This is a genomic window from Parvimonas parva (assembly GCF_016552165.1).
Lineage (GTDB): Bacteria > Bacillota > Clostridia > Tissierellales > Peptoniphilaceae > Parvimonas > Parvimonas parva.
Genome location: NZ_JACVDA010000012.1, coordinates 1 through 22,954, shown reverse-complemented (window position 1 = coordinate 22,954; position 22,954 = coordinate 1). Strand labels below are relative to the sequence as shown.

At 26.7% G+C, this 22,954-nt stretch carries 18 protein-coding genes and 2 pseudogenes; 18 read left to right on the top strand and 2 right to left on the bottom strand.

Features of this window, described 5'->3' with window-relative positions; all coding sequences use genetic code 11:
* Nucleotides 1-90: 90 nt before the first annotated feature.
* The 8 genes from IBJ83_RS05025 to IBJ83_RS04990 all read left to right on the top strand — a co-directional run bounded on the left by IBJ83_RS05025 (nt 91) and on the right by IBJ83_RS04990 (nt 12,190).
* Nucleotides 91-240 carry a hypothetical protein gene (locus tag IBJ83_RS05025; protein WP_201275627.1) on the top strand — a complete coding sequence of 50 codons (150 nt, stop codon included), beginning with the start codon at nt 91-93 and terminating at the stop codon, nt 238-240.
* A gap of 104 nt (nt 241-344) precedes the next feature.
* Nucleotides 345-1,475 carry an N-acetylmuramoyl-L-alanine amidase family protein gene (locus tag IBJ83_RS05020; protein WP_201275626.1) on the top strand — a complete coding sequence of 377 codons (1,131 nt, stop codon included), beginning with the start codon at nt 345-347 and terminating at the stop codon, nt 1,473-1,475.
* Entirely contained in the window at nt 1,462-2,361 is a 900-nt protein-coding gene (locus IBJ83_RS05015; protein ID WP_201275625.1) for a hypothetical protein, read from the top strand. Before IBJ83_RS05020 ends, IBJ83_RS05015 begins: the two co-directional genes overlap by 14 nt.
* A 57-nt stretch (nt 2,362-2,418) precedes the next feature.
* Nucleotides 2,419-2,733 carry a hypothetical protein gene (locus IBJ83_RS05010; RefSeq protein ID WP_201275624.1) on the top strand — a complete coding sequence of 105 codons (315 nt, stop codon included), beginning with the start codon at nt 2,419-2,421 and terminating at the stop codon, nt 2,731-2,733.
* A gap of 90 nt (nt 2,734-2,823) precedes the next feature.
* A complete protein-coding gene (gene addB / locus IBJ83_RS05005; RefSeq protein ID WP_201275623.1) occupies nt 2,824-6,282 on the top strand; it encodes a helicase-exonuclease AddAB subunit AddB in 3,459 nt (1,152 codons plus the stop codon).
* Nucleotides 6,282-10,067 carry a helicase-exonuclease AddAB subunit AddA gene (gene addA / locus IBJ83_RS05000; protein ID WP_201275622.1) on the top strand — a complete coding sequence of 1,262 codons (3,786 nt, stop codon included), beginning with the start codon at nt 6,282-6,284 and terminating at the stop codon, nt 10,065-10,067. The genes addB and addA overlap by 1 nt, the downstream gene beginning before the upstream one ends.
* Nucleotides 10,068-10,173: 106 nt before the next feature.
* Nucleotides 10,174-11,730: an N-acetylmuramoyl-L-alanine amidase family protein gene (locus IBJ83_RS04995; protein ID WP_201275621.1), complete on the top strand. Its 1,557-nt coding sequence runs from the start codon at nt 10,174-10,176 to the stop codon at nt 11,728-11,730.
* Nucleotides 11,708-12,190: a hypothetical protein gene (locus IBJ83_RS04990; RefSeq protein WP_231698873.1), complete on the top strand. Its 483-nt coding sequence runs from the start codon at nt 11,708-11,710 to the stop codon at nt 12,188-12,190. Before IBJ83_RS04995 ends, IBJ83_RS04990 begins: the two co-directional genes overlap by 23 nt.
* Nucleotides 12,191-12,225: 35 nt before the next feature.
* On the opposite strand, the pseudogene IBJ83_RS08615 reads toward IBJ83_RS04990, so the two are convergent.
* A pseudogene (locus IBJ83_RS08615) lies at nt 12,226-12,387 on the bottom strand (IS30 family transposase); the annotation flags it as partial.
* Nucleotides 12,388-12,392: 5 nt separating this feature from the next.
* Nucleotides 12,393-12,563, bottom strand: a pseudogene (locus IBJ83_RS04985) (helix-turn-helix domain-containing protein); the annotation flags it as partial.
* Nucleotides 12,564-12,967: 404 nt separating this feature from the next.
* On the opposite strand from IBJ83_RS04985, the gene IBJ83_RS04980 reads away from it, so the two are divergent.
* The 10 genes from IBJ83_RS04980 (at nt 12,968) to IBJ83_RS04935 (ending at nt 22,455) form a co-directional block, all read left to right on the top strand.
* Complete coding sequence (locus tag IBJ83_RS04980) at nt 12,968-13,294, top strand: hypothetical protein (protein WP_068473665.1); 327 nt, start codon at nt 12,968-12,970, stop codon at nt 13,292-13,294.
* Complete coding sequence (locus IBJ83_RS04975) at nt 13,284-14,324, top strand: V-type ATPase subunit (RefSeq protein WP_201275619.1); 1,041 nt, start codon at nt 13,284-13,286, stop codon at nt 14,322-14,324. Before IBJ83_RS04980 ends, IBJ83_RS04975 begins: the two co-directional genes overlap by 11 nt.
* Nucleotides 14,325-14,342: 18 nt before the next feature.
* On the top strand, nt 14,343-16,328 hold the full coding sequence (locus IBJ83_RS04970) for a V-type ATP synthase subunit I (protein ID WP_201275618.1): 1,986 nt from the start codon (nt 14,343-14,345) through the stop codon (nt 16,326-16,328).
* 10 nt (nt 16,329-16,338) lie between these two features.
* Entirely contained in the window at nt 16,339-16,761 is a 423-nt protein-coding gene (locus tag IBJ83_RS04965) for an ATP synthase subunit C (protein ID WP_068473656.1), read from the top strand.
* A 9-nt stretch (nt 16,762-16,770) separates the two neighbouring features.
* Nucleotides 16,771-17,079 (top strand): V-type ATP synthase subunit F, encoded by a 309-nt coding sequence (locus tag IBJ83_RS04960; protein WP_068473652.1) that lies wholly within the window; start codon nt 16,771-16,773, stop codon nt 17,077-17,079.
* A gap of 10 nt (nt 17,080-17,089) precedes the next feature.
* On the top strand, nt 17,090-17,692 hold the full coding sequence (locus IBJ83_RS04955) for a V-type ATP synthase subunit E (protein ID WP_201275617.1): 603 nt from the start codon (nt 17,090-17,092) through the stop codon (nt 17,690-17,692).
* Nucleotides 17,693-17,710: 18 nt separating this feature from the next.
* Nucleotides 17,711-19,486 carry a V-type ATP synthase subunit A gene (locus tag IBJ83_RS04950; RefSeq protein WP_068473647.1) on the top strand — a complete coding sequence of 592 codons (1,776 nt, stop codon included), beginning with the start codon at nt 17,711-17,713 and terminating at the stop codon, nt 19,484-19,486.
* 9 nt (nt 19,487-19,495) lie between these two features.
* The gene (locus IBJ83_RS04945) at nt 19,496-20,866 is read left to right on the top strand and encodes a V-type ATP synthase subunit B (protein ID WP_068474027.1); all 1,371 of its coding nucleotides are present in this window, start codon (nt 19,496-19,498) and stop codon (nt 20,864-20,866) included.
* A 1-nt stretch (nt 20,867) separates the two neighbouring features.
* Entirely contained in the window at nt 20,868-21,485 is a 618-nt protein-coding gene (locus tag IBJ83_RS04940; protein ID WP_201275616.1) for a V-type ATP synthase subunit D, read from the top strand.
* A 169-nt stretch (nt 21,486-21,654) separates the two neighbouring features.
* On the top strand, nt 21,655-22,455 hold the full coding sequence (locus IBJ83_RS04935; protein ID WP_068473640.1) for an NAD(+)/NADH kinase: 801 nt from the start codon (nt 21,655-21,657) through the stop codon (nt 22,453-22,455).
* Nucleotides 22,456-22,954: the final 499 nt, after the last annotated feature.

Genomic DNA, 22,954 nt, shown 5'->3' with positions numbered 1-22,954 from the left:
CTACCGTCTATAAAAGGTAGGTGTTTTTTGTTATGGTAGAGAATTAAAACTTGATTTATATTATTAATTATGTTATAACAGTAAAAGAGGATGGTACTTAATACGAATACAAAAGAGAAGCTTCTAAAAATTAAAAAAATTTTAGAAATGGGAACTCACGATGAATTGATTGAAAAACAAGGAAGATATTATGAGTTATACATGGGAAATTTGAATTGGATTAAGAGTATAAATATTTAGTGAAAATCAAAGTCTGTAATTTGACTTTGATTTTTTTATGATATATAATATATATATATATATATTTATGATATATATAATATTTTTACAATGGGAGGATTAAAATGAAATTGAGAAAATTGTTTGTTGGTTGTGCATTAGTATTTGCAATAATTTTATCTAATAGTAGGATAGATAATAAATTTGTTTTAAGAAAAGAAATCGTTTCTGCTGATGCAAGTGGAACTTGGAAAAAAAGTAATGATGGTAGATGGTGGTTTGCATATTCTTCTGGAGGTTATGCAGTAGGATGGGAAATAATAGGAGGTAAATGGCATCATTTTAATTCTTCTGGTTGGATGGAAACAGGATGGCTTGAATTGGAAGGTAAATGGTATTATCTTGATAGCTCTGGAGTTATGGAAACAGGATGGCTATATTTAGGTGATAAAACATACTATTTGTTTGGTACAGGAGAAATGGCCGTAGGTGTTACAGTTATTAATAAAATTGAATATTTTTTTGATGGAGATGGAGAATTATCACAAAATGATAAAGCTTGGAGTGTTGGTATTAATTATGCAGACTTTTCATTATCAAATTTTTTTCCGATTGATACAACGAGAGATGCAGTAGAAGCATATAATTTTTACAAACAAATGGGTTATGATGCAGATTGTCATACACTTCCGACATATGAAGTTTTAAGTTCAAAAGCTTCAAATAATATGCCTAGACTTTCAAGTGCAATCCAAATGTATTCTGGTCATGGTTCTAGTGAAGGAATGATATTTTATTCTAATGAATTATTAGGAGCAAAGTGTAAAACTGGAATACGAAGAAAAAATTCTAAATCTGTAAAAGGATTTGATTTTGTAAGATTATCAGAAGAAGATATGAAAAATGTAAGGTTAATAGTATTTGCTGGTTGTAATACAGCAAATGGTTTTTATAATATAGCAAGCGAAGCTTATGAAAGAGGAGCAAAAACTTTAATTGGCTATACTGTAAGTGTAGTTGATGGAAGAATAAGTGTTTTTAAAAATGACGAAAAATTTGATATAAATGAAAATAATACGGTAGAAAAAGATTCGAAGACAAATATAGAAAATAAACTTCGTAGTAAATCTCTAGGAGAATATAAAATTATAAACTCGGAATGTATTTATCAAGATGGAAAATTTTATACTTTGCATTCTGTAGAACATTCAATAAATAATTCAAAGATGGTGCTTGATATTTATGAAAAAGAATAATTTTAGTTTAGATTTTAGTTTGGAAAATAGAATATATCGTAAGACTTTTAAAAAAATAATTAAGATAATATTAATATATTTAATTTTTAAGTTGATATTAAGTCTATATTTTATGTTTAATGTGTATATGTTTAAACAAGAATTTTTATATGGCAAAAAATTGGAATTTATAGTCGATGAAATAGGATATAAAATAGATACTCTTGAAGAAAAAAAAGAAATTATTAACCTGATAACTGATTTTTCTAATAAAAGTTCAAAAGTTAATATACTATCTTATAAATGCTTACCTAGAGTAGAAATTTTTACAGATAGTTATTATGTAAATGCTTATGAATGCTATGATTATTATTTTAAATTTATGTTAAGAGATTTTTCTGTTGGAGGAAGATTTTTAAAAGAAGAGTCATTAAATAAGTTGTTTGAAAAATATGGGAAAAAAGATTTTTATGGTCTTGAGGGTGATTTTACAAATATTTCTGATGTTTATAAACAAATAAGGGAAAATTATAGAAGTTTTGATGTCAATTCATATATAGAAGATAAAGAGGATATTGACGGAAAAATAATTTACCATTTATATGAAAAATATAAAGGTGCAAAATTATTAGATGGTTACGAAATAGTCGTTAAAGATAATAAATTTAAAGTTACAAAAGTTGAGAATAAAAAATTTGATATAAAAGTTGATGATGCTCTTTCAAAATTGGGAATAGATAGATATTTAAAGTATAGAGAAGATAAAACCGGAGAAAAATTGAAAGTAATTAAAACTGAATTTATTCATCAAGACTATAAATTTTATAATCGTTATGAAATAGAGCGTACTTTTGATGGGAAAAAATCTATAATTTTTCTATATGAAGAAAAATATATAGGAAAATAATTTTGTAAAGATAAAAAATTTATTATATTCAATTAAAAAAATTAAAGGAGACAAACTATGAAAAATAAACCCTTTAAGTTGTTATTAATATTATTATTTTTGTTTTTAGTTTCAATACTTTCTTATAATCATTTTAAAGTTGAAGTGGATGAAGAAATTTCAAAAACAGAATCTGTAATATTAGAAAAAGAAAAGACTATTAAAGAATATGTTGATAATGCTAATAAAGATGTAAAAGATAAAAAATTGGTAGTTGTTTCTCACAAAAAAGTTAAAGATACAAATGGAGTGTTATATACAAGATATGATATGCAAATTGAAAATGCTAGTGGAACAAAATCAAAAATTTTTTGTATTTATAAAAAAGAGTAAAATTTACAAAGAGTTACTTAAAAGGTAACTCTTTTTTGTTGTGTAAAAATATGATAAAATATTCATATCAGATTGAAAGAGGTAATTATTGTGGCAGTTGGTTTTATAACGGGAAGATTTGGAGCTGATAGGACAAAAAAACTTTTGGAGCTTTGTTTTGAAGAGGCAAGGCGTGATGATAGAAAGCCTATTTTTATTTTAGTTCCGGAAAAATTTACATACGAAATGGAAAAAAGACTTAGTGAAATGTTTGAAGATGAGAAGAATATCGACCCTAATTTTAGGATTAGAGTTGTTAGTTTTTCTACTTTAAGTAAAATAATTTTCACAAGTGTTGGAGGTCTTAAAGAGAGAAAACTTACAACAAGCGCAAGAAGTCTTTTAACTTTTAAGGCAATAAATAAGGTTTCAAAAGATTTAGTTACTTTTAAGTCTAATGATTTGAAAATGGGTTTTGTAAATAATGTTATGGATATGATAATAGAGTTTAAGCAAAATGATTTTTCTGTCTTAGATGTTTTTGCTATGTCAGAAAATATAGAGAATGAGTCATTAAAAGTAAAGATGAGTGATTTACATAAAATTTATAATTCTTATGAGAGTTTAATTGAAAAAAAATATTTAGATACAGAAGATACATTAAATATTTTTGCAAGAAAGCTTGACGATTTTGAAAGCATAAAAGGTGCAACAATTTTTGTTGACGAATATATGGATTTTACTCCTGCGCAATATTTAGTTATTGAAAAACTTATTACTTTTTCAAAAAATATTTATTTTTCTCTTTTAACTGATTTTAGAAATTTGAATTCAAAAATGAATATGTTTCAAAGGAGTAATTCAACATTTTTGAATATTAAGTCTATTTGTGAAAAAAATAATATTCCTTTGATTGATAATATTTTTATTTCTAATGAAAAATATTATGATGCAAAAGATTTGGCATTTTTAGAAAAAAATATTGGAGGTTTTTCTCCAAAAACTTATTCTGAGATTTCAGAAAATATTAGAATTTTACAATTTAAAAATATATATGAAGAAGTTTCTTTTATTGCAGAGGAAATTTTGAAGTTAATAAGAACTGGAAATTTTAGATATAATGATATAACTTTATGTATGAGAAATTTAGATGATTATTCATATATAATAAAAAGAGTTTTTGAAGATTACAGGATAGATTATTTCTTGGATAAAAAAATTTCTGTTATGGAAAATCCTATTATGATTTTGATTTTATCCATTTTAGATATGAAAGATAAAAATTATTCATACGATTCAATTTTTAGATATTTAAAGAGTGGTCTTACAGGAATTTCAGATGAAGATATTTTTCTTTTAGAGAATTATGTTATAGCAAATGGAATAAAAGGAAGTCAATGGTTTGATGAAACTTGGGATAAGCCGATTCTCCATAGTTTTGAAGAAGATAGCGATGATGAAAAACTTGCAAAGATAAATGAAATAAAAAATTTGGTTGTAACACCGATAAAAAATTTACACGAAAAGTTAAAAGGAAGAAATACTGTAAAGGAAATCTGTAAATATTTATATGAATTTACTTTAGAGATTGAACTTTTTGAGAGAATAAATGAATTTGTTAAAAATTTTCAAAATGAAGGAAATTTATATAAGGCTAAGGAATATTCACAAGTTTGGGGAAGTTTTATTTCAGTTTTAGATGAGTTGGTTGAATTTATGGGTGATGATAAAATTGCTTATTCAAAATTTATAAATTTAATTAAGACAGAGCTTGAAAATATTGAACTTGGAATTATTCCTCCTTCAAAGGACGAGGTTTTTGTTACAACTGTTGACAGGATGAAAAAGCCTTCTACAAAAATAGCTTTTGTATTGGGCGTTAATGACGGAAATTTTCCGAAAAATATAGTAGATAATGATTTAATCAGCGAAAATGAAAAAGAAAGTTTAAAAACTTTGGGCTTTAATTTTTCTAATAACAATTTACTAAAAACTACTGATGAACAATTTTTAAGTTATAAGACTTTCAGCATTGCAAAAGAAAAATTGTATATAACTTTTCCAATTTCCGATTTAGAGGGAAAGAGCCTTTTAGTTTCAAGATTTGTGAAAAAAATTAAATTCATTTTTGAAAATTTGAAAGTTGTAAGTATAGATTATTTAAAAGATTTTTCTATTATGGATATTTTTGAAACTTTTTCTAAAGAGAGATTGTATCAAATTTTAGTTTCCAATATTGAGGCTTTAAATTCAAATAAATTGAGCGAAAATGATAAATTCAATTTTAGAGAAATAATTGATTTCTTAATTGAGGATGAAGATTATAAATATAAAATTGAAATTTTAAAGGATAAATTAAATTATAAAAAAGAAACTGAAAATATAAAAGATTATACTTCATTTCTTTATGAAAGTGGAAATGTAAGTATTTCAAAACTTGAAAACTTTATGCGTTGTCCTTTTTCATATTTTATAAATTATGGACTTAGAGCGAAGGAAAGAGAAGTTTATGACTTTTCCCCTGCGGATTACGGAACTTATTGTCATAAGATTTTTGACGACTTTTTTAAGGGAGTTTTTGAAAATAATATTGATTGGAATACAATTGATAGAGAATTTATCCAAATGGAAGTAGAAAAATTAACGAAAAAAATGTCTGAAAAGTCTAATTTTATTCTTGAAAGCTCTCCAAAATATAAGTATTTTTCAAGTATTACACAAAAAAATATTGTTGAAAGCATAGAAATTATGGCTGAACAAGTAAGACGTGGAAACTTTGTTCCAACAGGTTTTGAAACAGAATTTGGAGATAAGTCAATAAAACCTATCACCTATACTTTAAAGAATGGGAAAGAAATTAAATTAGTTGGTAAGATTGACAGAATTGATGTTTTTAAAGGAGAAAATTTTGACTTTTTAAGAATTATTGATTATAAATCTTCAAAAAGAGATATTGACTTAAATCAAGTCTATGCAGGACTACAACTACAACTTTTTGTCTATATGAATGCAATTTTATCTTCCAATAAAGAAAGATATAAACCTGCAGGACTATTTTATAGTGATTTTACAACAAATTTTGTCGGATTTGAAACTTATTCCAAAATGCTTGATATGAACGACGAAAGTTATCATAGTGAAAAACTTAAGAAAAATAAACTTACAGGATTTGTTATAAAGGATATGGAACTTTTGAAGAATTTGGATAGGACATTGGATGCGGATAATTTAACTTCTGAAATACTGCCTATTAAATTAAAGTCAAAAGGTCAAGAAATCGGAGCAAGTACATTGGGCTTAACTACTGATGAATTTGATATTGTAAATGAATTTGTTTTAAATAAGACTAAGGATATTTGTGAAGAAATTTATTCAGGAAATATTGATATAAGGCCTTTCAGATATAAGAATAAAAAGCCTTGTGATTATTGTAAATATAAATCCATTTGTAGATTTGATATTAAGCATAATAAATATAATAATGTCAAGAATTTATTGACTAAAGATAGACCTAATGAAGTTTTTGAGTTGATGAATTCTGAAAATAAAGAGAAAAGAGGTGAGAAATAGTGAGTGAAGTAAAGTGGACTAAAGAGCAAAGACAGGTAATAGATAGTAGAAATACGAATTTACTTGTATCTGCAGCAGCAGGTTCCGGGAAAACAGCCGTACTTATCGAAAGAATTATAGAGCTCGTTTTAGATGAAGAAAATCCGATTGATATCAACAAATTACTTGTTGTAACTTTTACAAAATTAGCTGCATCTGAAATGAGAGAAAGAGTAAGTAAGGCTATTGAAAAAAAACTTGAAGAAAATCCGGAAAATGAACATCTTCAAAAACAATTACTGCTCCTTAGCGGTGCTGACATCACAACTATTGACTCTTTTTGTAAGGATGTTTTGATATCTTATGCTCATTTGGTAAATTTGGATAGCAATATAAAAGTTATAGATCCTAGCGAAAATGAAGTTTTAGCCAAAGAAGTTATGCAAGAATTATTTGAAGAGCTGTATGAAAATAATGATGAGAACTTTTTGAGACTAGTTGACTGGTATGCCAAGAAAAATACGGATGAAGGACTTTTACAACTTTTATTGAATGTAAATAATTTTGTGAACTCTCATCCTTTTCCAAAAATTTGGTTAAATGAAAAGGCAGAATTTTTTAATACAAATACAAAGGATGATGATTTTTATTTAGAAAATTACATCTTGGATATTGCAAAAGATGTAGATATGGATTTAGAATTTTTTGAACTTAGTATTAAAAATAATTTGAAAAAAATAGAAAATTATCCTGAACTTGAAAAATATATAGATATTTATAATATTTTGTTAGATGCTCTATCTGTCGTAAAGGAAAATTTAAAGAAATTTTTAAAAGACAATACGAAGTTTGATGAGCTTAAAATATCAACTAATGAATTCTTAAATTCAAGCTTTGGAAGTTTTAGAATTTCAAAATGTGATGAAGAAGTAAAAGAAATATACAATAAAGTAAAAAAAGAATTGGATAGTATAAAGTCGGAAATTTCAGAGTCTCTTAAAACTTTAAATTTAGATATAGAAAATATAAAGAGAGAAAGTGATTTAATTTATCCTTATGTTCGTTCAATTTCCGATGTTGTAATCAAATTTAAGGAAAAATTTTGGGAGAGAAAACAAAAATTTAACTATGTAGATTTTGCAGATATTGAACATTTGGCATTAGAGATACTTGTAGATATTGATGAAGACGGAAATATTAAACCGTCTAAAACGGCTTTAGAATATCAAGAAAAATATTCCGAAGTCTTTATTGATGAATATCAAGATAGTAACCTAGTTCAAGAAATTCTTTTATCAGCAGTAGCAAAAGAAAATAACAGATTTATGGTGGGAGATGTTAAACAGAGTATTTATAGATTTAGACAGGCAGATCCGAGTATTTTTATGGAAAAATATGAAAATTATAATAGAATAGAGGAAGATATTGAAAGTTTTAATCGAAAGATAATGCTTTATGCGAATTTTAGAAGTAGAAAGGAAATTCTTGAGGGAACAAATCTGGTTTTTTCAAAAATAATGAAAAAAGAAACAGGAGAACTTGACTATACTGTTGACGAAAGATTAAATCCTATGGCAAGTTTTAAAGAAAGTGATGAAAATGTCGGCGGTGCAGTTGAAATTCTTTTAGTTGATGAAAAATCTGATGAAGAGTATGAAGACGAGATAATTTTAACTGATGAGTATTCAGAAGATTTTGAGGAGATGAAGTCTTTTAAACTTGAATGTATAAAAATTGCAAATACAATTTACAATATGATGAACAATAAAGAAAATCCTTTTAAGGTTTATGATAAAAATTTGGATGATTATAGGAAAGTTGAGTACAAAGATATTGTTATTTTGATGCGTTCTCCAAGCAGTAATACAAAAATTTTAGAAGAAGTATTTTTAGAATATAATATTCCGATTTATGCAGAGAGTACGGGTGGATATTTTGATACTTTTGAAGTTGATACTATAATTAACTTACTTAAGATTATAGATAATCCTATGCAAGATATTCCTTTAATTTCTGTAATGTATTCTCCAATTTATAATTTTACGTCAACAGAATTAAGCGAAATAAGACTTGTAGATAGAAAATTAAAAATTTATGAGCTTTTAATAAAAATTTTAGAAGATGAAGACATAGAAATTAGAATAAGTTTAAAGGAAAAAATTGCAAAATTTATTTCCGATTTAAAATTATTTATACAAAAAAAATCTTTAGTTTCAGCAGATGAATTAATTTGGTTTTTATATAAATATACAGGATATTATAATTATGTCGGACTTTTGGATATGGGAGAGCAGAGAAAAACAAATCTGATGTTACTTTTTGAAAAGGCTAAAAATTATGAAAAAAATTCTTATAAGGGATTGTTTAATTTTGTAAATTATATTCAAAAAATCAGTTTAAAAAGTGATGTTTCAGAGGCGAAATTAATTTCTGAAGATGCGAATGTAGTTAGAATTATGAGTATTCATAAGAGCAAGGGCTTGGAATTTCCTATTGTATTTCTCGCAAATACGAATAAAAAATTTAATTTCAGAGCTGACGATAGCAATTTAGTTTTACATCAAAAACTTGGTTTCGGTGCAATTGTTTATGATATGGATAAAAAAACTTCTTTCAACAGTATTATGAAGAAAAAAATTGAAAAATTCAAGAAAAATGAACAAATTGCAGAAGAAATGAGACTCCTTTATGTTGCAATGACAAGGGCAAAGGAAAAACTTATAATAACCGGAAGAGTAAAAGATTATGAGAATTTAAGAGAAGAAATAAGCTCCGGAATTGATGAAAGAGGCAATATAAGTAATTATAAAATTCTAAAAATAAATAATTATCTTGATTGGATATTAAGCTCTATTGATAATCTTAGTGTTTATGGAAAGAGTTTGAATTGTTTAGGAAGAGAAGAAAACTTTTTAGGTAATGAAGACTTAAAATTTCAATTAAATGTAAATACTAAAACAGAGGAATTTATAGAATATCAAAGAATTAAAGAAGAAGTTAAAACAAATAAAATTATTTCAGATAACGACTCTTTAGAAATTAAAAAAGAAATGCGAACTGTTAAAGAATTTTTGGAAGATAGATTTAACAAAGAATATATTTATAAAAATGTTTTGAATAAGCCTTCAAGTATTACCGTTTCTGAAGTGAAAAAGATGATACAGGAAGATGAAGAAGATAAGCATCAAAAATATTATAGTGAAAATTTAGTTTTAAAAACTCCGTCATTTATTCATCAAGGAGAGGAAAAAGTCGGATTTAATTCTGCAGAAAAAGGAACAATTTTCCACTTGGCTATGCAACTTTTAGATTTTTTAAAATTTGATATGGAAGATGTTTCCAAAATCAAAGAAGAAATAAAAAGACAGATAAATTCATTTGTAGAAAAAAATATTATGACAGTGGAAGAATCAAATACAATAAATATAAATTGGATTGTAAAGTTCGTTCAGTCGGATATTTTTAAAGAGATTTACATTTCAAACAAATTTGGAAAATTATATAAAGAAAAAGCCATTGACTACAACTTGAAGCTCAAAAATCTTTACAAAGATGAAAATATTTCGGAAGATGAAAAAATTATGGTGGTAGGAATAATTGACCTTTTCTTTGAAAATGAAAAAGGAGAAATAATCTTACTTGACTACAAGACAGACTATGTAACAAAAGAAAATCTGGAAGAGGTAAAAAATAGATATAAAATACAATTAGACTTATACAAATCGGCGATCGAAGAAATCTCCGGAAAAAAAGTAGTAAAAAAAGGACTATATCTATTTGGCATAAATGAATATGTGGAAGTTTAAAAGCAAAGTCAGTTGACTTTGCTTTTTTACTTTGATATAATTTAAATATATGTTATTTAATTTAGAATTAATACATACAATATTTTTTATTAATAGGAGGAATAAAATGAAATTGAGAAAATTGTTTGTTGGTTGTGCATTAGTATTTGCAATAATTTTATCTAATAGTAGGATAGATAACAATTTAGTTTTAAGAAAAAAAATCGTTTCTGCGGATGCAAGTGGAACTTGGAAAAAAAGCGATGATGGTAGATGGTGGTTTGAATATTCTTCTGGAGGGTATGCAGTAGGATGGGAAATAATAGGAGGTAAGTGGTATCACTTTGATTCTTCTGGATGGATGGAGACAGGATGGCTTGAATTGGAAGGTAAACGTTACTATCTTAATGATTCTGGAGCTATGGAGACAGGATGGCTTGAATTGGGTGGTAAATGGTATTATCTCGATAGTTCAGGAGTTATGAAAACAGGATGGCTATATTTAGGTGATAAAACATACTATTTGTTTGATAAAGGGGAAATGGCCGTAGGTGTTACTGTTATTGGTAAAATTGAATATTTTTTTGATGGAGATGGAGAATTATCACAAAATAATAAAGCGTGGAGTGTAGGCACGGATTACAATGATAAACATCATATTAATACTACAGAAGATGCTATTTATGCTAGTATATTTTATAAAAAATTAGGATATGATTCTGAGTATAATATAATGCCGACATATTCAAAATTAAAAGGTTATTCTTCAAATAATATGCCAAGATTATCAAGTGCTATTCAAATGTATTCTGGACATGGTAGTGAAAAAGGTATAGTTTTTTGTTATAATCAAAATGACGGAGAATATAAAACGGGAATAAGAGTATATAATGATTCTGGTAGTAGTGATTATAAATATTTAAGATTATATGATTCAGATATGAAAAATGTTAAGATGATAATATTTGCAGGTTGTGAAACAGCAAAAGGGGGAGAAAATATAACTTGTGAAGCACGAAAGAAAGGTGCAAAAACTTCAATTGGATGGTTTACATCTGTTTCAGGGAAAGCACATAGTTTGTGGTTATATAGATTTAATGAATCTATATCAAAATATTATTCTATAAGAGAATCTTTATTATTTGCTGATAGTTTTAGTTATGATGATCCTAGAGTAAAAAATTATTATGTATATGGCGATAAAGATGGCTTTTTAGGAATGGGATCATGCTACAGAAACAAACAAACAAATAAATTAGATAATCGATATTTAGTTAAAAGTAGTAATTTAAATATATACGATGAAATAAAAAAAATTAATCCTAAATTTAGTACATTTGATTATAAAGAAGAAGTTATTGAAAATGAAAACGGAAAATATCATGAATTTTACAAACTGAGAAGTGGAGCTAAAACGGGACAGTGTTATGTAGTACATGTTAATAATGAAGAAATTAAAGTATATGAAAATAATATAAAGTTTGATATAAATATAAATAACACTTTTAATAAGAGTTCTACACTTGAAATCGAAAATATATTGAACAATAAGTTTAATGGAAAATCAAAAATAATAAAAACAGAAACGGTATATCAAGATGGAAAATTTTATAAAAAACATTTTGTAGAAAATATAATTGATGGAGAATTTAAGACAGAATATGATATTTATGAAAAAGAATAGAATTTTAAAAATAATATTAATAATTTTAGGTATAACTTTAATTTCTATATTAATTAGATATAACTATGAAGTGATTACATTGAAAAATGATATTTTATCAAGTGAAAAAGTGAAAATTTATTTTGAAGGAAATGGTCATACCATTAACTTAAAAACAGTTGAAGAAAGAAATGAGCTTATAGATTTGATTACCAATTATAAAATTAAATTTTTTTCTAAAATTGAAGATGTAGAAAAAACTCCTCCAGCTATAAGTTTATCTTTTGATGGTAAAGAAATAGATTTTTTTATATATGAAAAAAATTCTATAATGGATTTTCATAAAAATAAAAGTAAATATTTTTTGATTAACTTTTTGAGTGATAATATTTATGAAAAAAGTTTAATTAAAATTTATGAAAAGTTTTGTGAAAATTACAAAAAAGATTCTTATTATATTAAATTAAAAAGTAGAAATTAAATTAAAATTTATGGAGTATAAATTGCAAGAATAAATTAGCCACATAAAAATACCTCTATAGGCGTTTTGTAATTGAATATTTTTTTAGGATAATCATTTACCCAGTTTTCAATAAATGCTACTCTTTGATGAGTAGTATTTTTTGTTCCCTTAGGCAAAAATCTTCTTATTAGTCTATTATGATTTTCATTAGTTCCTCAGAAGTTCTTTGAATAACTAAATCTCTTTTAATTTCATTATTTATTGTTTGAGGACTTTTTCCTAAAAGTCTTGCTATTTCTCTATTACTTTTTCTTTCCTTCTTCTGTTTTTCTGTTAATTTTCTTAAATCTATTGTTAAATGTTTGTGTTTTGTGTTACAATTATTATACATCTCATTGAGGTTTTTTCTTAGTTTTTTTGTCAATTACTATTATACCTCTTTGAGATGTTTTTTCTATTCTTACTGGCCAACTTAATTTTACAACATTGGATTTTTAAAAAATTTTAAATTTTGTGATTTAAATGCTTGATTTTATAAAAAATTAGGAGTATAATATATTTGTTTTAGAAGAGATGAAAATAGTTATTGAAAAGTGAGTTTAACTATATTGTAATTTTAACAATTTAATAAAAAGTTATTGAAAGTATAATTTATTATTGCAAATTTGAAAGTGCATTTTTACGAATGCACTTTTGTTGTGGAACAAAAAGTTTGTTGGATAAAAAAGTTATACTTTCTTTTAATGGAGAAAATTTACTTTTCTACTTTAAACTTTTTGGAAAGGAGGGTTTTAAATGGAAAATTTTATTCAAAAAATATTTGATATTGATGAAAATGCTGAAAATTATCAAAGGGATTTGGAAATAAAAAAGCAAAAGCTACTTAATGATAGAAAAGAAAAACTTAAATGTATTGATGATGAATATTTTAAGGTTTTAGAGGAAGAAAAAGAAAACTTAAGTTTACGTTTGGAATCGATAGAAAAAGAAGATTTAAAAAAACTTGAAAGTTATAATAGAAAGTCTATTGAAACTAAAAATATTTTTATGGATAAAAAGGAAACTTTGGTTAAAAATTTTGCTAATTCTATTTTAGAAAGTGGTGAGCTTTATGGGGAATAATTTTCATTCAATTAATGCTAAGATTGGCGTTTTGAGAAAGGGAATTTTAAAAGAATCTGATTATGAAAAAATTTTGTCTTTTGAACAAAGGCACGAAATAGTTGATTATTTAAAAAACAATCCTCTATATAAATATGAAATTCCTTTGTATGAAGAAAGATCTATGAGAAACAGATACGATACGGAATTTATGCTCAATAAGATCGAGGCTGATTTGCTTGGAAAACTTAAATATTTTCTTTTTAGCGATGATAAGAAGATTATTGAAGTTATGCTTATGAAATATGAATTTAAGGATATTAAGATAATTCTTAGAAGTATCGTTGAAAATGAGAAAATAGATTTGGAAAGAGATACGATAATGTATAAGAAAAGTAAACATATTGACTATGACAAACTTGTAAATTGTGAAACTTTTCATCAGGCTTTAGAGATTTTAAAGGGTACGATTTACAAAAAGACTATTGCATCTTTAACTGATGAAGATGTTTTTAGACTGCATTTTCATGTTGAGATGAAACTTGATAGTTTGTACTTTTTATCTATGAAAAAATCTATTGATAAGTTATCGAAGTCCAGTCAAAATATTTTAAATGATTATTTTTCGGCTTTGATAGATACGATTAATCTTCAATGGATAATTAGGGCTAAGAAGTATTATAATCTTTCGAATGAAGAAATTTACAGTTATAGTTTAAGGTTTGGGAATTATATTAAGGGAGATTTTTTAAAGGATTTAATTTACAGTGATAGTATTGATGCTATTGTTGAGAAGATAAAGAAAACAAAATTAAGATATACTCTTGAAGATGAAAATGGAAATGCTATTGTTTCAAATAGGAATATTAAAGAGTATGTTTATAATAGGCATTTGAAAAAACTTAAAGATTATGATAATTCTATTTCTACTTTGCTTAAATTTATCATTCAATTAAATGTTCAAAATGAAAATTTAATTAGAATTGCAGAGGCTAATAAATATCAACTTGGTAAAAATGAAGTTAAAAAATATTTGATTAATATTCATTAATGGTTAGGGGGTGCAAAATTGGCTGTTGAAAAAATGAAGATGATGAATCTTGTTGCACTAAAACAAGATACTCATAGCATACTTAGAGAAATTGTTTTAAACGGTTCAATTCATATTACAAATTCCGGAAATTCTGAAAATTTCACAATGAAGTATATGGACTCACAAATTGGTATTTTCAATGACATGGGAGTTGCGGTTGATAAAATTAGACCATATCATAGAGAGAAAGTTTTTAAAAAGAGAAAGTATAAAGAGCTTTTAGACCAAATATTCAGCTTTTTTGATATTAAGGAAGAAGAAGTTACATTAGATGATTTACAAAGTCTTAATTATAGTGAAAAATTGAAATTTTTAGATGATATTTTCGAAAAATCTTCTGCTATTAAGTTAAGAGAAGATGAGAATAGAAAAAAGAGAGCGAGAATTAAAATTTTGTTAAATGCTGTTGAATATTTTTCTGATAGTGATATGAAACTTTCTGAGTTTTATAGTTTGAAACATATTAATTTTGATATGGGACAAATTTCTAAAAACTCTTGGATAAAGTTAAAGGCTAATTATGAAAATATAAATGGTTTGGTTGCTCACTTAGGAAGTAACAGTTATGGAGAAACTGTTATAATCTTTACTCCGTCAGTTTATGCAAAGGATATGAAATATTTTATTCGTTCTTTGTCTTTTGATATGATTGAACTTCCAAACTTAGATATTTCTTTTAAGGAATTTATTGTAAATAAAAAGTCTGAATTAGAGCTTTTAGAAAAAGAACAAGATGAAATTTTAAAAGAAAAGTCAGCTTTTAGAAAAAAATATTTACAAGATATTTTAGCTATGTATTATAGATATAAAATTATTGAAAAGATTGAAGAGCTTGAAGGGCATATTGCAGAGAGCAAAAATTTTATTTTGTTAAGTGCTTTCGTTCCTGAGTCAAAGGTTGAAAGTGTAAAAAATTCGGTTGAAAAAGCATCGGAAAGTTCTGCAATTTATTTTGAAGATGATACTAAAATACCTTCAAAATTTAAGATACCGACAAAGTTAAAGAATAATTTTATTTTAAAACCTTTCGAGGCTTTGGTAAAAATGTATTCAATTCCGGATTATAAGGAAACAGACCCTACACCGTTTTTTGCAATAACTTATTTGCTTTTATTTGGAATGATGTTTGGTGATGTTGGTCAAGGATTGATTTTTGTTTTAGCTGGAATGATGTTATCTAAGAAGATTGGTTCGATTGCTAAAATCATTCAAAGAATTGGATTTTCTTCTATATTTTTCGGTTTTATGTATGGTAGTGTTTTTGGAATTGAAGATTTAATTCCGGCATTTGTGATAAGACCTATGGAAGATATTGATACGATACTTGTTGCTACTATTGGAATTGGTATTTTGATGATTTTAATTGCATATTTTATCAATTTTAGAAATTTAAAAATGAGAAAAGAATTTGGAAAATTATTTTTTGATAAAAATGGTTTATCAGGATTTTTATTCTATATTTCATTTATAGCTCTTGTTTTAAATACTGTTTTATTGGAAAAATATGTAAGTATTAATGTATCATCTATGATTACAATAATAAGTGTTGCAGTTTTGATTATAACTTCAACTTTGATGTTTATGAAACCAAAACTTGCTCCAATGGTTAATAAGTCTGAAAAAAAAGAGGAATTTTCTCCAGTTGAAAGTGGTTTTGAAATGTTTGAAACTGTAATGGGATTTTTCTCTAACACTCTTTCATTCATAAGAGTTGGAGCATTTGCTATTAACCATGTTGGGCTTTTTATGGCTTTTCATGCTTTGGGTCAAATGTTAGGCTCAAGTATCGGAAATATATTTATGATTATTTTAGGAAATATATTCATCGTGTGTCTTGAAGGACTTATAGTTTTTATTCAAGCAATAAGATTGGAATATTATGAATTATTTAGTAAGTATTTTAACGGCGAAGGTATTAGTTATGAGCCGTTAAGAGTTGAATTACAAGGAAAAGAAATTTAGGAGGCAAATTATGAAAACAACTTTATTATTAATAACTTTAGGAATAGGAACAACAATTTTAACAGGAATTTCTTATTTAAGAAAAGGAAAGAAAACAACAAAGTCAGGATTAAAAAAGGCAATAGCGATTAATGTTTGTTCAATTTTAGCTTTATTTTTAATGGGACTTGTTCCAGATGTAGCATTTGCAGCTGAAACTGCTCAAAAGTCAACAAATTCAGCAAGTGGTTTAGGATATTTAGCGGCTGCTTTATCAACAGGTCTTGCAGCTATCGGTACAGGTATTGGTGTAGGACAAGCCGGTTCAGCAGCAATTGGTGCAGTTTCAGAAGATTCTTCAATTTTAGGAAAAACACTTATTATTCTTGGACTTGCAGAAGGTATTGCAATCTATGGTCTTATCATTTCAATAATGATTTTACAAAGAGTTTAGGAGATTTTTATGATAAGTTATCTTATATCAGATAATACAGATACACTTGTAGGAATGAGATTGGCAGGGATAACTGGAGTTGTTTTAAAGAGTAGAAAAGAGGCATTAGAAGAGTTTAACGACTGCTTGAACAATAAGGAAATTGGAATTTTGATTTTGACAGAAAAGATTTTTGACTTGATTAGTGAAGAGGTTATGGAAGTTAAATTAAAGAAAAAATTTCCTCTTATTGTTGAAATACCGGATAGAACCGGTTTGAAAAGAGATGCAAATTTCATTACTAAGTATATAAATGAATCGATAGGAATTAATATATAAGGAGCGTCTTATGATAACAATTGAAGATAAGATAGAATCTTTTAAAAGAATACTAAATGAAGAAATTTACGAAAGATACGATGAAGAATTAGAAAAAATTTCTTTAGAAACAGAAAAGCTGATTACAGAATATAAAGCTAAAAAGTATGAAGAAATTGAAAGATTAAAAAGAGATTATAGAGTAAAATTAGAAAATAAGACAGATAAAATTCATTCAAAAACTCTAAAAGAAGGTCAAGACATTATTTTAAATACAAATAAAGAAATTTATGATGAATTTTTTAAATTATTAAAAGAAGAGTTGATGTTTTCTTATGTTGATGAAAAAGGCGAAGTGTATTTAAAAAATGCTCTGGAAAATGTAAAAAAAGATGTAAAAGAAAGTGATGTTGTTTATGTCTTTGAAAAAACTTTTGAAAGAGATAAAAATATTGTTAAAGATATTTTAGGAGATATTGAAGTTAAAAAAAGTTTAAATATAAAAATCGGTGGATTTGAAGTTGAAAACGAAGAAAAAACTTATAGATTAAATTATTCGCTTGATTTTCTTTTAAATACGAAATATCAAAAGATTCTATCTGAATTTAAAAAAGAAATAGGTATAAACAATTAATGTAATGGGGTGAAAGATATGTGTAATACACCTAGAATAATTGATATAAATGGTCCTGTTGTTAAAGCTTGTGGTATGGGAATCTATAAAGTTCGTGATATGGTTTTGGTTGGTAGTAAAAAATTGATCGGAGAAATTATATCTATCGATGAAGATATAGCGACTATACAAGTTTATGAAGAAACTCAAGGACTAAAGGTTGGAGAAATTATAGAAAGTACAAATGTTCCTCTATCTGTAACATTGGGGCCGGGAATTATAGGGAATATATTTGATGGTATTCAAAGACCTCTTGAAAAAATATATTCAATGACCGGAGAATTTATTGCAGAGGGGATTGGACTTGTTTCTATTGATGAAGAAAAACTTTGGGAAGTTGAAATGCTTGTAAAAGTTGGAGATAAGATATCTTCAGGACAAGTTTTTGCAACAACTCAAGAAACAAGTTTTATAAAACATAAGATTTTAGTACCACCAACAGTAAGTGGAGAAGTAATAGAAGTTTTAGAGTCAGGGAAATATAATTTAAATACGGACTTAGTAACTATAAAAGATGAAGATGGAGAAATTCATAAATTAAAAATGTATCACAAATGGCCGGTAAGAATTCCACGTCCTGTAAATGTTAGAATGCCAATATCAAAACCTTTGATAACAGGTCAAAGAGTATTGGATATTTTCTTTCCTATAGCAAAGGGAGGAACTTCAGCATTACCTGGTGGCTTTGGTACTGGTAAAACAATGACTCAACATCAACTTGCTAAGTGGTCTGATGCTGATATTATAGTTTATATTGGTTGTGGAGAACGTGGAAATGAGATGACTGATGTTCTTGAAGAGTTTCCAAAGTTAATTGACCCAAGAACCGGTAAACCTCTTATGGAAAGGACAATTCTTATAGCAAATACTTCCAATATGCCGGTTGCTGCTCGTGAAGCATCGGTTTATACCGGAATTACTATTGCAGAATATTATAGAGATATGGGCTACCATGTTGCTATAATGGCTGATTCAACTTCAAGATGGGCAGAGGCTTTAAGAGAAATTTCAGGCCGTCTTGAAGAAATGCCTGCTGAAGAAGGTTACCCTGCATATCTTCCTTCAAGAATTGCACAATTTTATGAAAGAGCAGGTTATGTAAGAACTCTTTCAAAAGAGGAAGGTTCAATTACTGTAATTGGTGCTGTTTCTCCTCCAGGTGGAGATTTTTCAGAACCTGTAACTGAAAATACTAAGAGATTTGTTTCTGCTTTTATAGGGCTTGATAAGAATTTGGCATATATAAGACATTATCCTGCTGTTAATTATCTTACAAGTTATAGTGGATATATTAAGTTGATTAAGGATTATTATGATGAAAGTGTATCTCCAAAACTTTTGGAATTAAGGGCAAAGATGATGGAGCTTTTATCAGAAGATGATAAGTTAAATCAAATTGTTCAATTAGTTGGAGAGGACGTTTTGCCTAATGACCAAAGAGTTGTTATAGAAATTGCAAAAGTTTTAAAAAAGGGATTTTTGCAACAAAATGCAATGCATGAAACAGATTCCTATGTTCCGTTGAAAAAACAATTTGAAATGTTAAAGGTAATAGATAATTTGTATAGTAATTCAATTTTGGCAGTAAAGGAACAAGTTGCACTTGCTAAAATAAAAAATGATGATTTGTTTGAAGAAGTTATAAAGATGAAATACAATATTCCAAATGAAAATTATGAAAAAGCATTTGAAATTTTAAATTCAAAAATAAATAATTATTATACTGCTTTGATAGAAGAAAATCAGGGAGAGTAGGTGAGAATTATGCAAAGACAATATTTAAAACTTGAAAAAATAGATGGTCCTTTGATTGTACTTAAAGGGGTTGATAATGTTAGTTATGATGAGATGATGGAAATTGTAATTGATGGGAAAGAAAAGAGGAGAGCTAAAGTTGTTCGTATTCAAGGAGATAAAGTTATAGCTCAAGTTTTTGAAGGAACAACAGGTATTTCAACTCAAAATTCAGCAGTTACTTTTACAGGAACACCACTTGAAATTTCTTTAAGCAAAGAAATCTTAGGAAGAACTTTTAATGGAGTTGGAGAACCTATTGACAACGGAGATGCTATTATTTCAGATAAAAAATATAATGTAAACGGAAGACCGATGAATCCCGTTGCAAGAGAGTATCCAAGAGATTATCTTGAAACCGGTATTTCTGCTATTGATAGCTTAACAACTTTGATTAGAGGGCAAAAATTACCTATTTTTTCTTCTAATGGATTAACACACAATGAATTGGCAGCACAAATAGTTAGACAAGCTAAGCTTAAAAATTCAGATGAAAAATTTGCAATAGTTTTTGCGGGAATGGGAATAAAACATGATGATTATGATTTTTTCAGAACTGCATTTGAAGAATCAGGAGCATCATCAAGAGTTGTTTCATATATAAATTTAGCTGATGCACCGATAGTTGAAAGAATTTCAACTCCAAGAACTGCTTTAACTGCTGCTGAATATCTTGCATTTGAAGAAGGAATGCATATTTTGGTAGTTATGACTGATATTACAAGTTATGCAGAGGCTTTAAGAGAAATTTCTTCTGCAAGAGAAGAAGTTCCAAGTAGAAAGGGCTATCCTGGATATTTGTATTCAGACCTTTCAACTTTATATGAAAGAGCCGGAATGGTAAAAGGAAAAAAAGGTTCAATTACATTGATTCCGATTTTAACAATGCCAAATGATGATATAACTCACCCTATTCCTGACCTTACAGGATTTATTACTGAAGGACAAATTGTTCTTTCAAGAGATTTGTTTCAAAAGAATATTTATCCACCTATAAATATTTTACCTTCATTATCAAGACTTATGAAAGACGGTATAGGTGCAGGTTTTACAAGGGAAGACCACGACCAAGTTCAATCTCAACTATTTGCTCTTTATTCAAGGGTTATTGAAGTTCGTTCATTATCACAAATAATTGGGGAGGACGATTTAACTCAAATAGATAAAATATATATGGAATTCGGTAGACAGTTTGAACAGAGATTTTTAAGTCAAGATTTTGATGAGTCCAGGACTATTGAAGAATCTTTGGATATTGCTTGGGATTTATTTAAATTATTCCCTAAAATTGAGCTTGATAGGTTGGAAAGTAAATATATGGAAAAGTATGGAAGGTGGTAATATGATTCAAAATATTGCACCTACAAAGTCAAATTTGTTAAGGACAAAAGAAAATCTAAAACTTTCTAAAGTTGGATACAATCTTATAGATAAAAAAAGGACTGTATTAATAAAAGAAATGATGCAACAAATTGAAAAGGCAAAAGAAATTCAAGAAGATGTTAGAGTTTTGTTTGAAAAAGCATATTTGGTTTTACAAGAGGCTAACATTACTATGGGAGTTATGAATGTTCAAGATATTTCTTTATCTATAGACAAGTCTGAAAATTTTGAAATTTCTTATAAATCAGTTATGGGACTTGATGTGCCAAGTGTAAAATATGAGCATGGAACATTAAGGCCTCACTATGGAATGTATATGACAAGTCCGGCTATTGATGAGGCAATAAAAATGTTTCAAAAAATAAAAAGACTTACTTACAGACTTGCTGAAACTGAAAATACTGTTTATAAGTTATCTATTGAGATAAAGAAAAATCAAAAAAGAGCAAATGCTCTTGATAAAATTCAAATTCCAAACCTCGAAGAAACTGAAAAATATATTGCAGAAGTTCTTGAAGAAAAAGAAAGAGAAGACTTTTACAGACTTAAAAAAATTAAAAAGAAAAAATGTGTTTAAAATGGAGCGTAAGCTCCTTTTTTCTTGCGAATATATCTCTATTGTGTTAAAATAAATATGAATTTACAATTCTTGTGTAAAAGAATATTTATTTCATCATATTTACCACTTTAAATTTATCAAAATGGAAATATGTTAAAATATTTTTGTAAGGATATAAGGTGAAATTATGAAAAGATTAGTTAATATATTTTTTAATGATAATATAAAATCATTAGAGGTTTTTATTAGGACAAAAGAACTTTTTGAAAAAAAAGGATTTGAAGTTTCCCAAACTTTTAGAGATGATGCAGAGTTAAGTATCTGTATAGGTGGGGACGGTTCGTTTATAAGGGGTGTACATAATTCCAACTTTCCAAAAGTACCTTTTGTTGGGATAAATACAGGTACTCTTGGTTTTTTTCAAGAGATTAGTTTTGATAAAATCGAAAAATTTATAGATGATTATATAGAGAAGAGATATATAGTTGAAAAAATTAGACTTTTAGAATGTAATTTAAAAACAAATGATATGATATTTTCTAATAAATGTTTGAACGATTTTGTTATAAAGTCAAATAATTCAGAAATTATACATTTGGAAGTATATATTGATGGAAATCACTTAGAAACTTTTGCTGGAGATGGACTTATAATTTCCACGCCTTCAGGTAGCACAGCCTATAATATGTCTGCAGGGGGAAGTATAATGTATCCAACTTTAAAGGGATTTCAATTAACTCCTTTAGCGCCGATTTTTTCAAAAGTATATAGGACGATTTCAAACTCAATAGTAATACCGAATACGTCAACATTGAAAATTGTTCCATTAGAAAATCAACATAAGAAAATAAGTTTTGTTGCTGATGGTATTGAAAAAGGATATACAGATGTATCATATTTTGAATTTAAAAAATCACAATCAAAGCTTTACAAATTGGTATTTAATGAAAATTGGTACTGGATAAATATGAAAGACAAGTTCTTATAAGAAAATCTTATAATATCCATAGAAAATTAATATAAGTAAATTATTGATTTATTCTGTAAATATGTTATAATTTATGTATAAAAAGCGAAAGTTAAATGTTGTTTAATGTTTACATATATTTAACAGTGAGTTTATTCAGTTGCTTTTTCATATAATGTTCCGATATAAAACAGAGGAGATGAGCCGTTTATAGCTCGTCTTTTTTGTTATATTAGAAAAAATAATAGATTTAATAAAAGAATTTTAATAAAAAGCATAAAAAAAATAATAAAGGATAAAAAATATGCCAAAAGAGCATTGACGGATAAGGTAAAGGCTGATATAATATTAAGGCACTTGAGGGGAGGCCTTTGAGAGTTATAGAATTAATAACTTGTTAGTAAAACTTTTTAAAAACTTTTTAAAAAGTTAAAAAAACTTTAAAAAAGGTATTGACAAGACAAAAAGTTAGTGATATAATATAGAGGTCGCAATGATAGTGACAACGAACCAAGAAAAG

What these genes read in the sequence shown, in the direction of transcription:
- IBJ83_RS05025 (WP_201275627.1), top strand. Translation starts at nt 91, where the DNA reads ATGGTACTTAATACGAATACAAAAGAGAAGCTTCTAAAAATTAAAAAA.
- IBJ83_RS05020 (WP_201275626.1), top strand. Translation starts at nt 345, where the DNA reads ATGAAATTGAGAAAATTGTTTGTTGGTTGTGCATTAGTATTTGCAATA.
- IBJ83_RS05015 (WP_201275625.1), top strand. Translation starts at nt 1,462, where the DNA reads ATGAAAAAGAATAATTTTAGTTTAGATTTTAGTTTGGAAAATAGAATA.
- IBJ83_RS05010 (WP_201275624.1), top strand. Translation starts at nt 2,419, where the DNA reads ATGAAAAATAAACCCTTTAAGTTGTTATTAATATTATTATTTTTGTTT.
- IBJ83_RS04995 (WP_201275621.1), top strand. Translation starts at nt 10,174, where the DNA reads ATGAAATTGAGAAAATTGTTTGTTGGTTGTGCATTAGTATTTGCAATA.
- IBJ83_RS04990 (WP_231698873.1), top strand. Translation starts at nt 11,708, where the DNA reads ATGATATTTATGAAAAAGAATAGAATTTTAAAAATAATATTAATAATT.
- IBJ83_RS04980 (WP_068473665.1), top strand. Translation starts at nt 12,968, where the DNA reads ATGGAAAATTTTATTCAAAAAATATTTGATATTGATGAAAATGCTGAA.
- IBJ83_RS04975 (WP_201275619.1), top strand. Translation starts at nt 13,284, where the DNA reads ATGGGGAATAATTTTCATTCAATTAATGCTAAGATTGGCGTTTTGAGA.
- IBJ83_RS04965 (WP_068473656.1), top strand. Translation starts at nt 16,339, where the DNA reads ATGAAAACAACTTTATTATTAATAACTTTAGGAATAGGAACAACAATT.
- IBJ83_RS04960 (WP_068473652.1), top strand. Translation starts at nt 16,771, where the DNA reads ATGATAAGTTATCTTATATCAGATAATACAGATACACTTGTAGGAATG.
- IBJ83_RS04955 (WP_201275617.1), top strand. Translation starts at nt 17,090, where the DNA reads ATGATAACAATTGAAGATAAGATAGAATCTTTTAAAAGAATACTAAAT.
- IBJ83_RS04950 (WP_068473647.1), top strand. Translation starts at nt 17,711, where the DNA reads ATGTGTAATACACCTAGAATAATTGATATAAATGGTCCTGTTGTTAAA.
- IBJ83_RS04945 (WP_068474027.1), top strand. Translation starts at nt 19,496, where the DNA reads ATGCAAAGACAATATTTAAAACTTGAAAAAATAGATGGTCCTTTGATT.
- IBJ83_RS04940 (WP_201275616.1), top strand. Translation starts at nt 20,868, where the DNA reads ATGATTCAAAATATTGCACCTACAAAGTCAAATTTGTTAAGGACAAAA.
- IBJ83_RS04935 (WP_068473640.1), top strand. Translation starts at nt 21,655, where the DNA reads ATGAAAAGATTAGTTAATATATTTTTTAATGATAATATAAAATCATTA.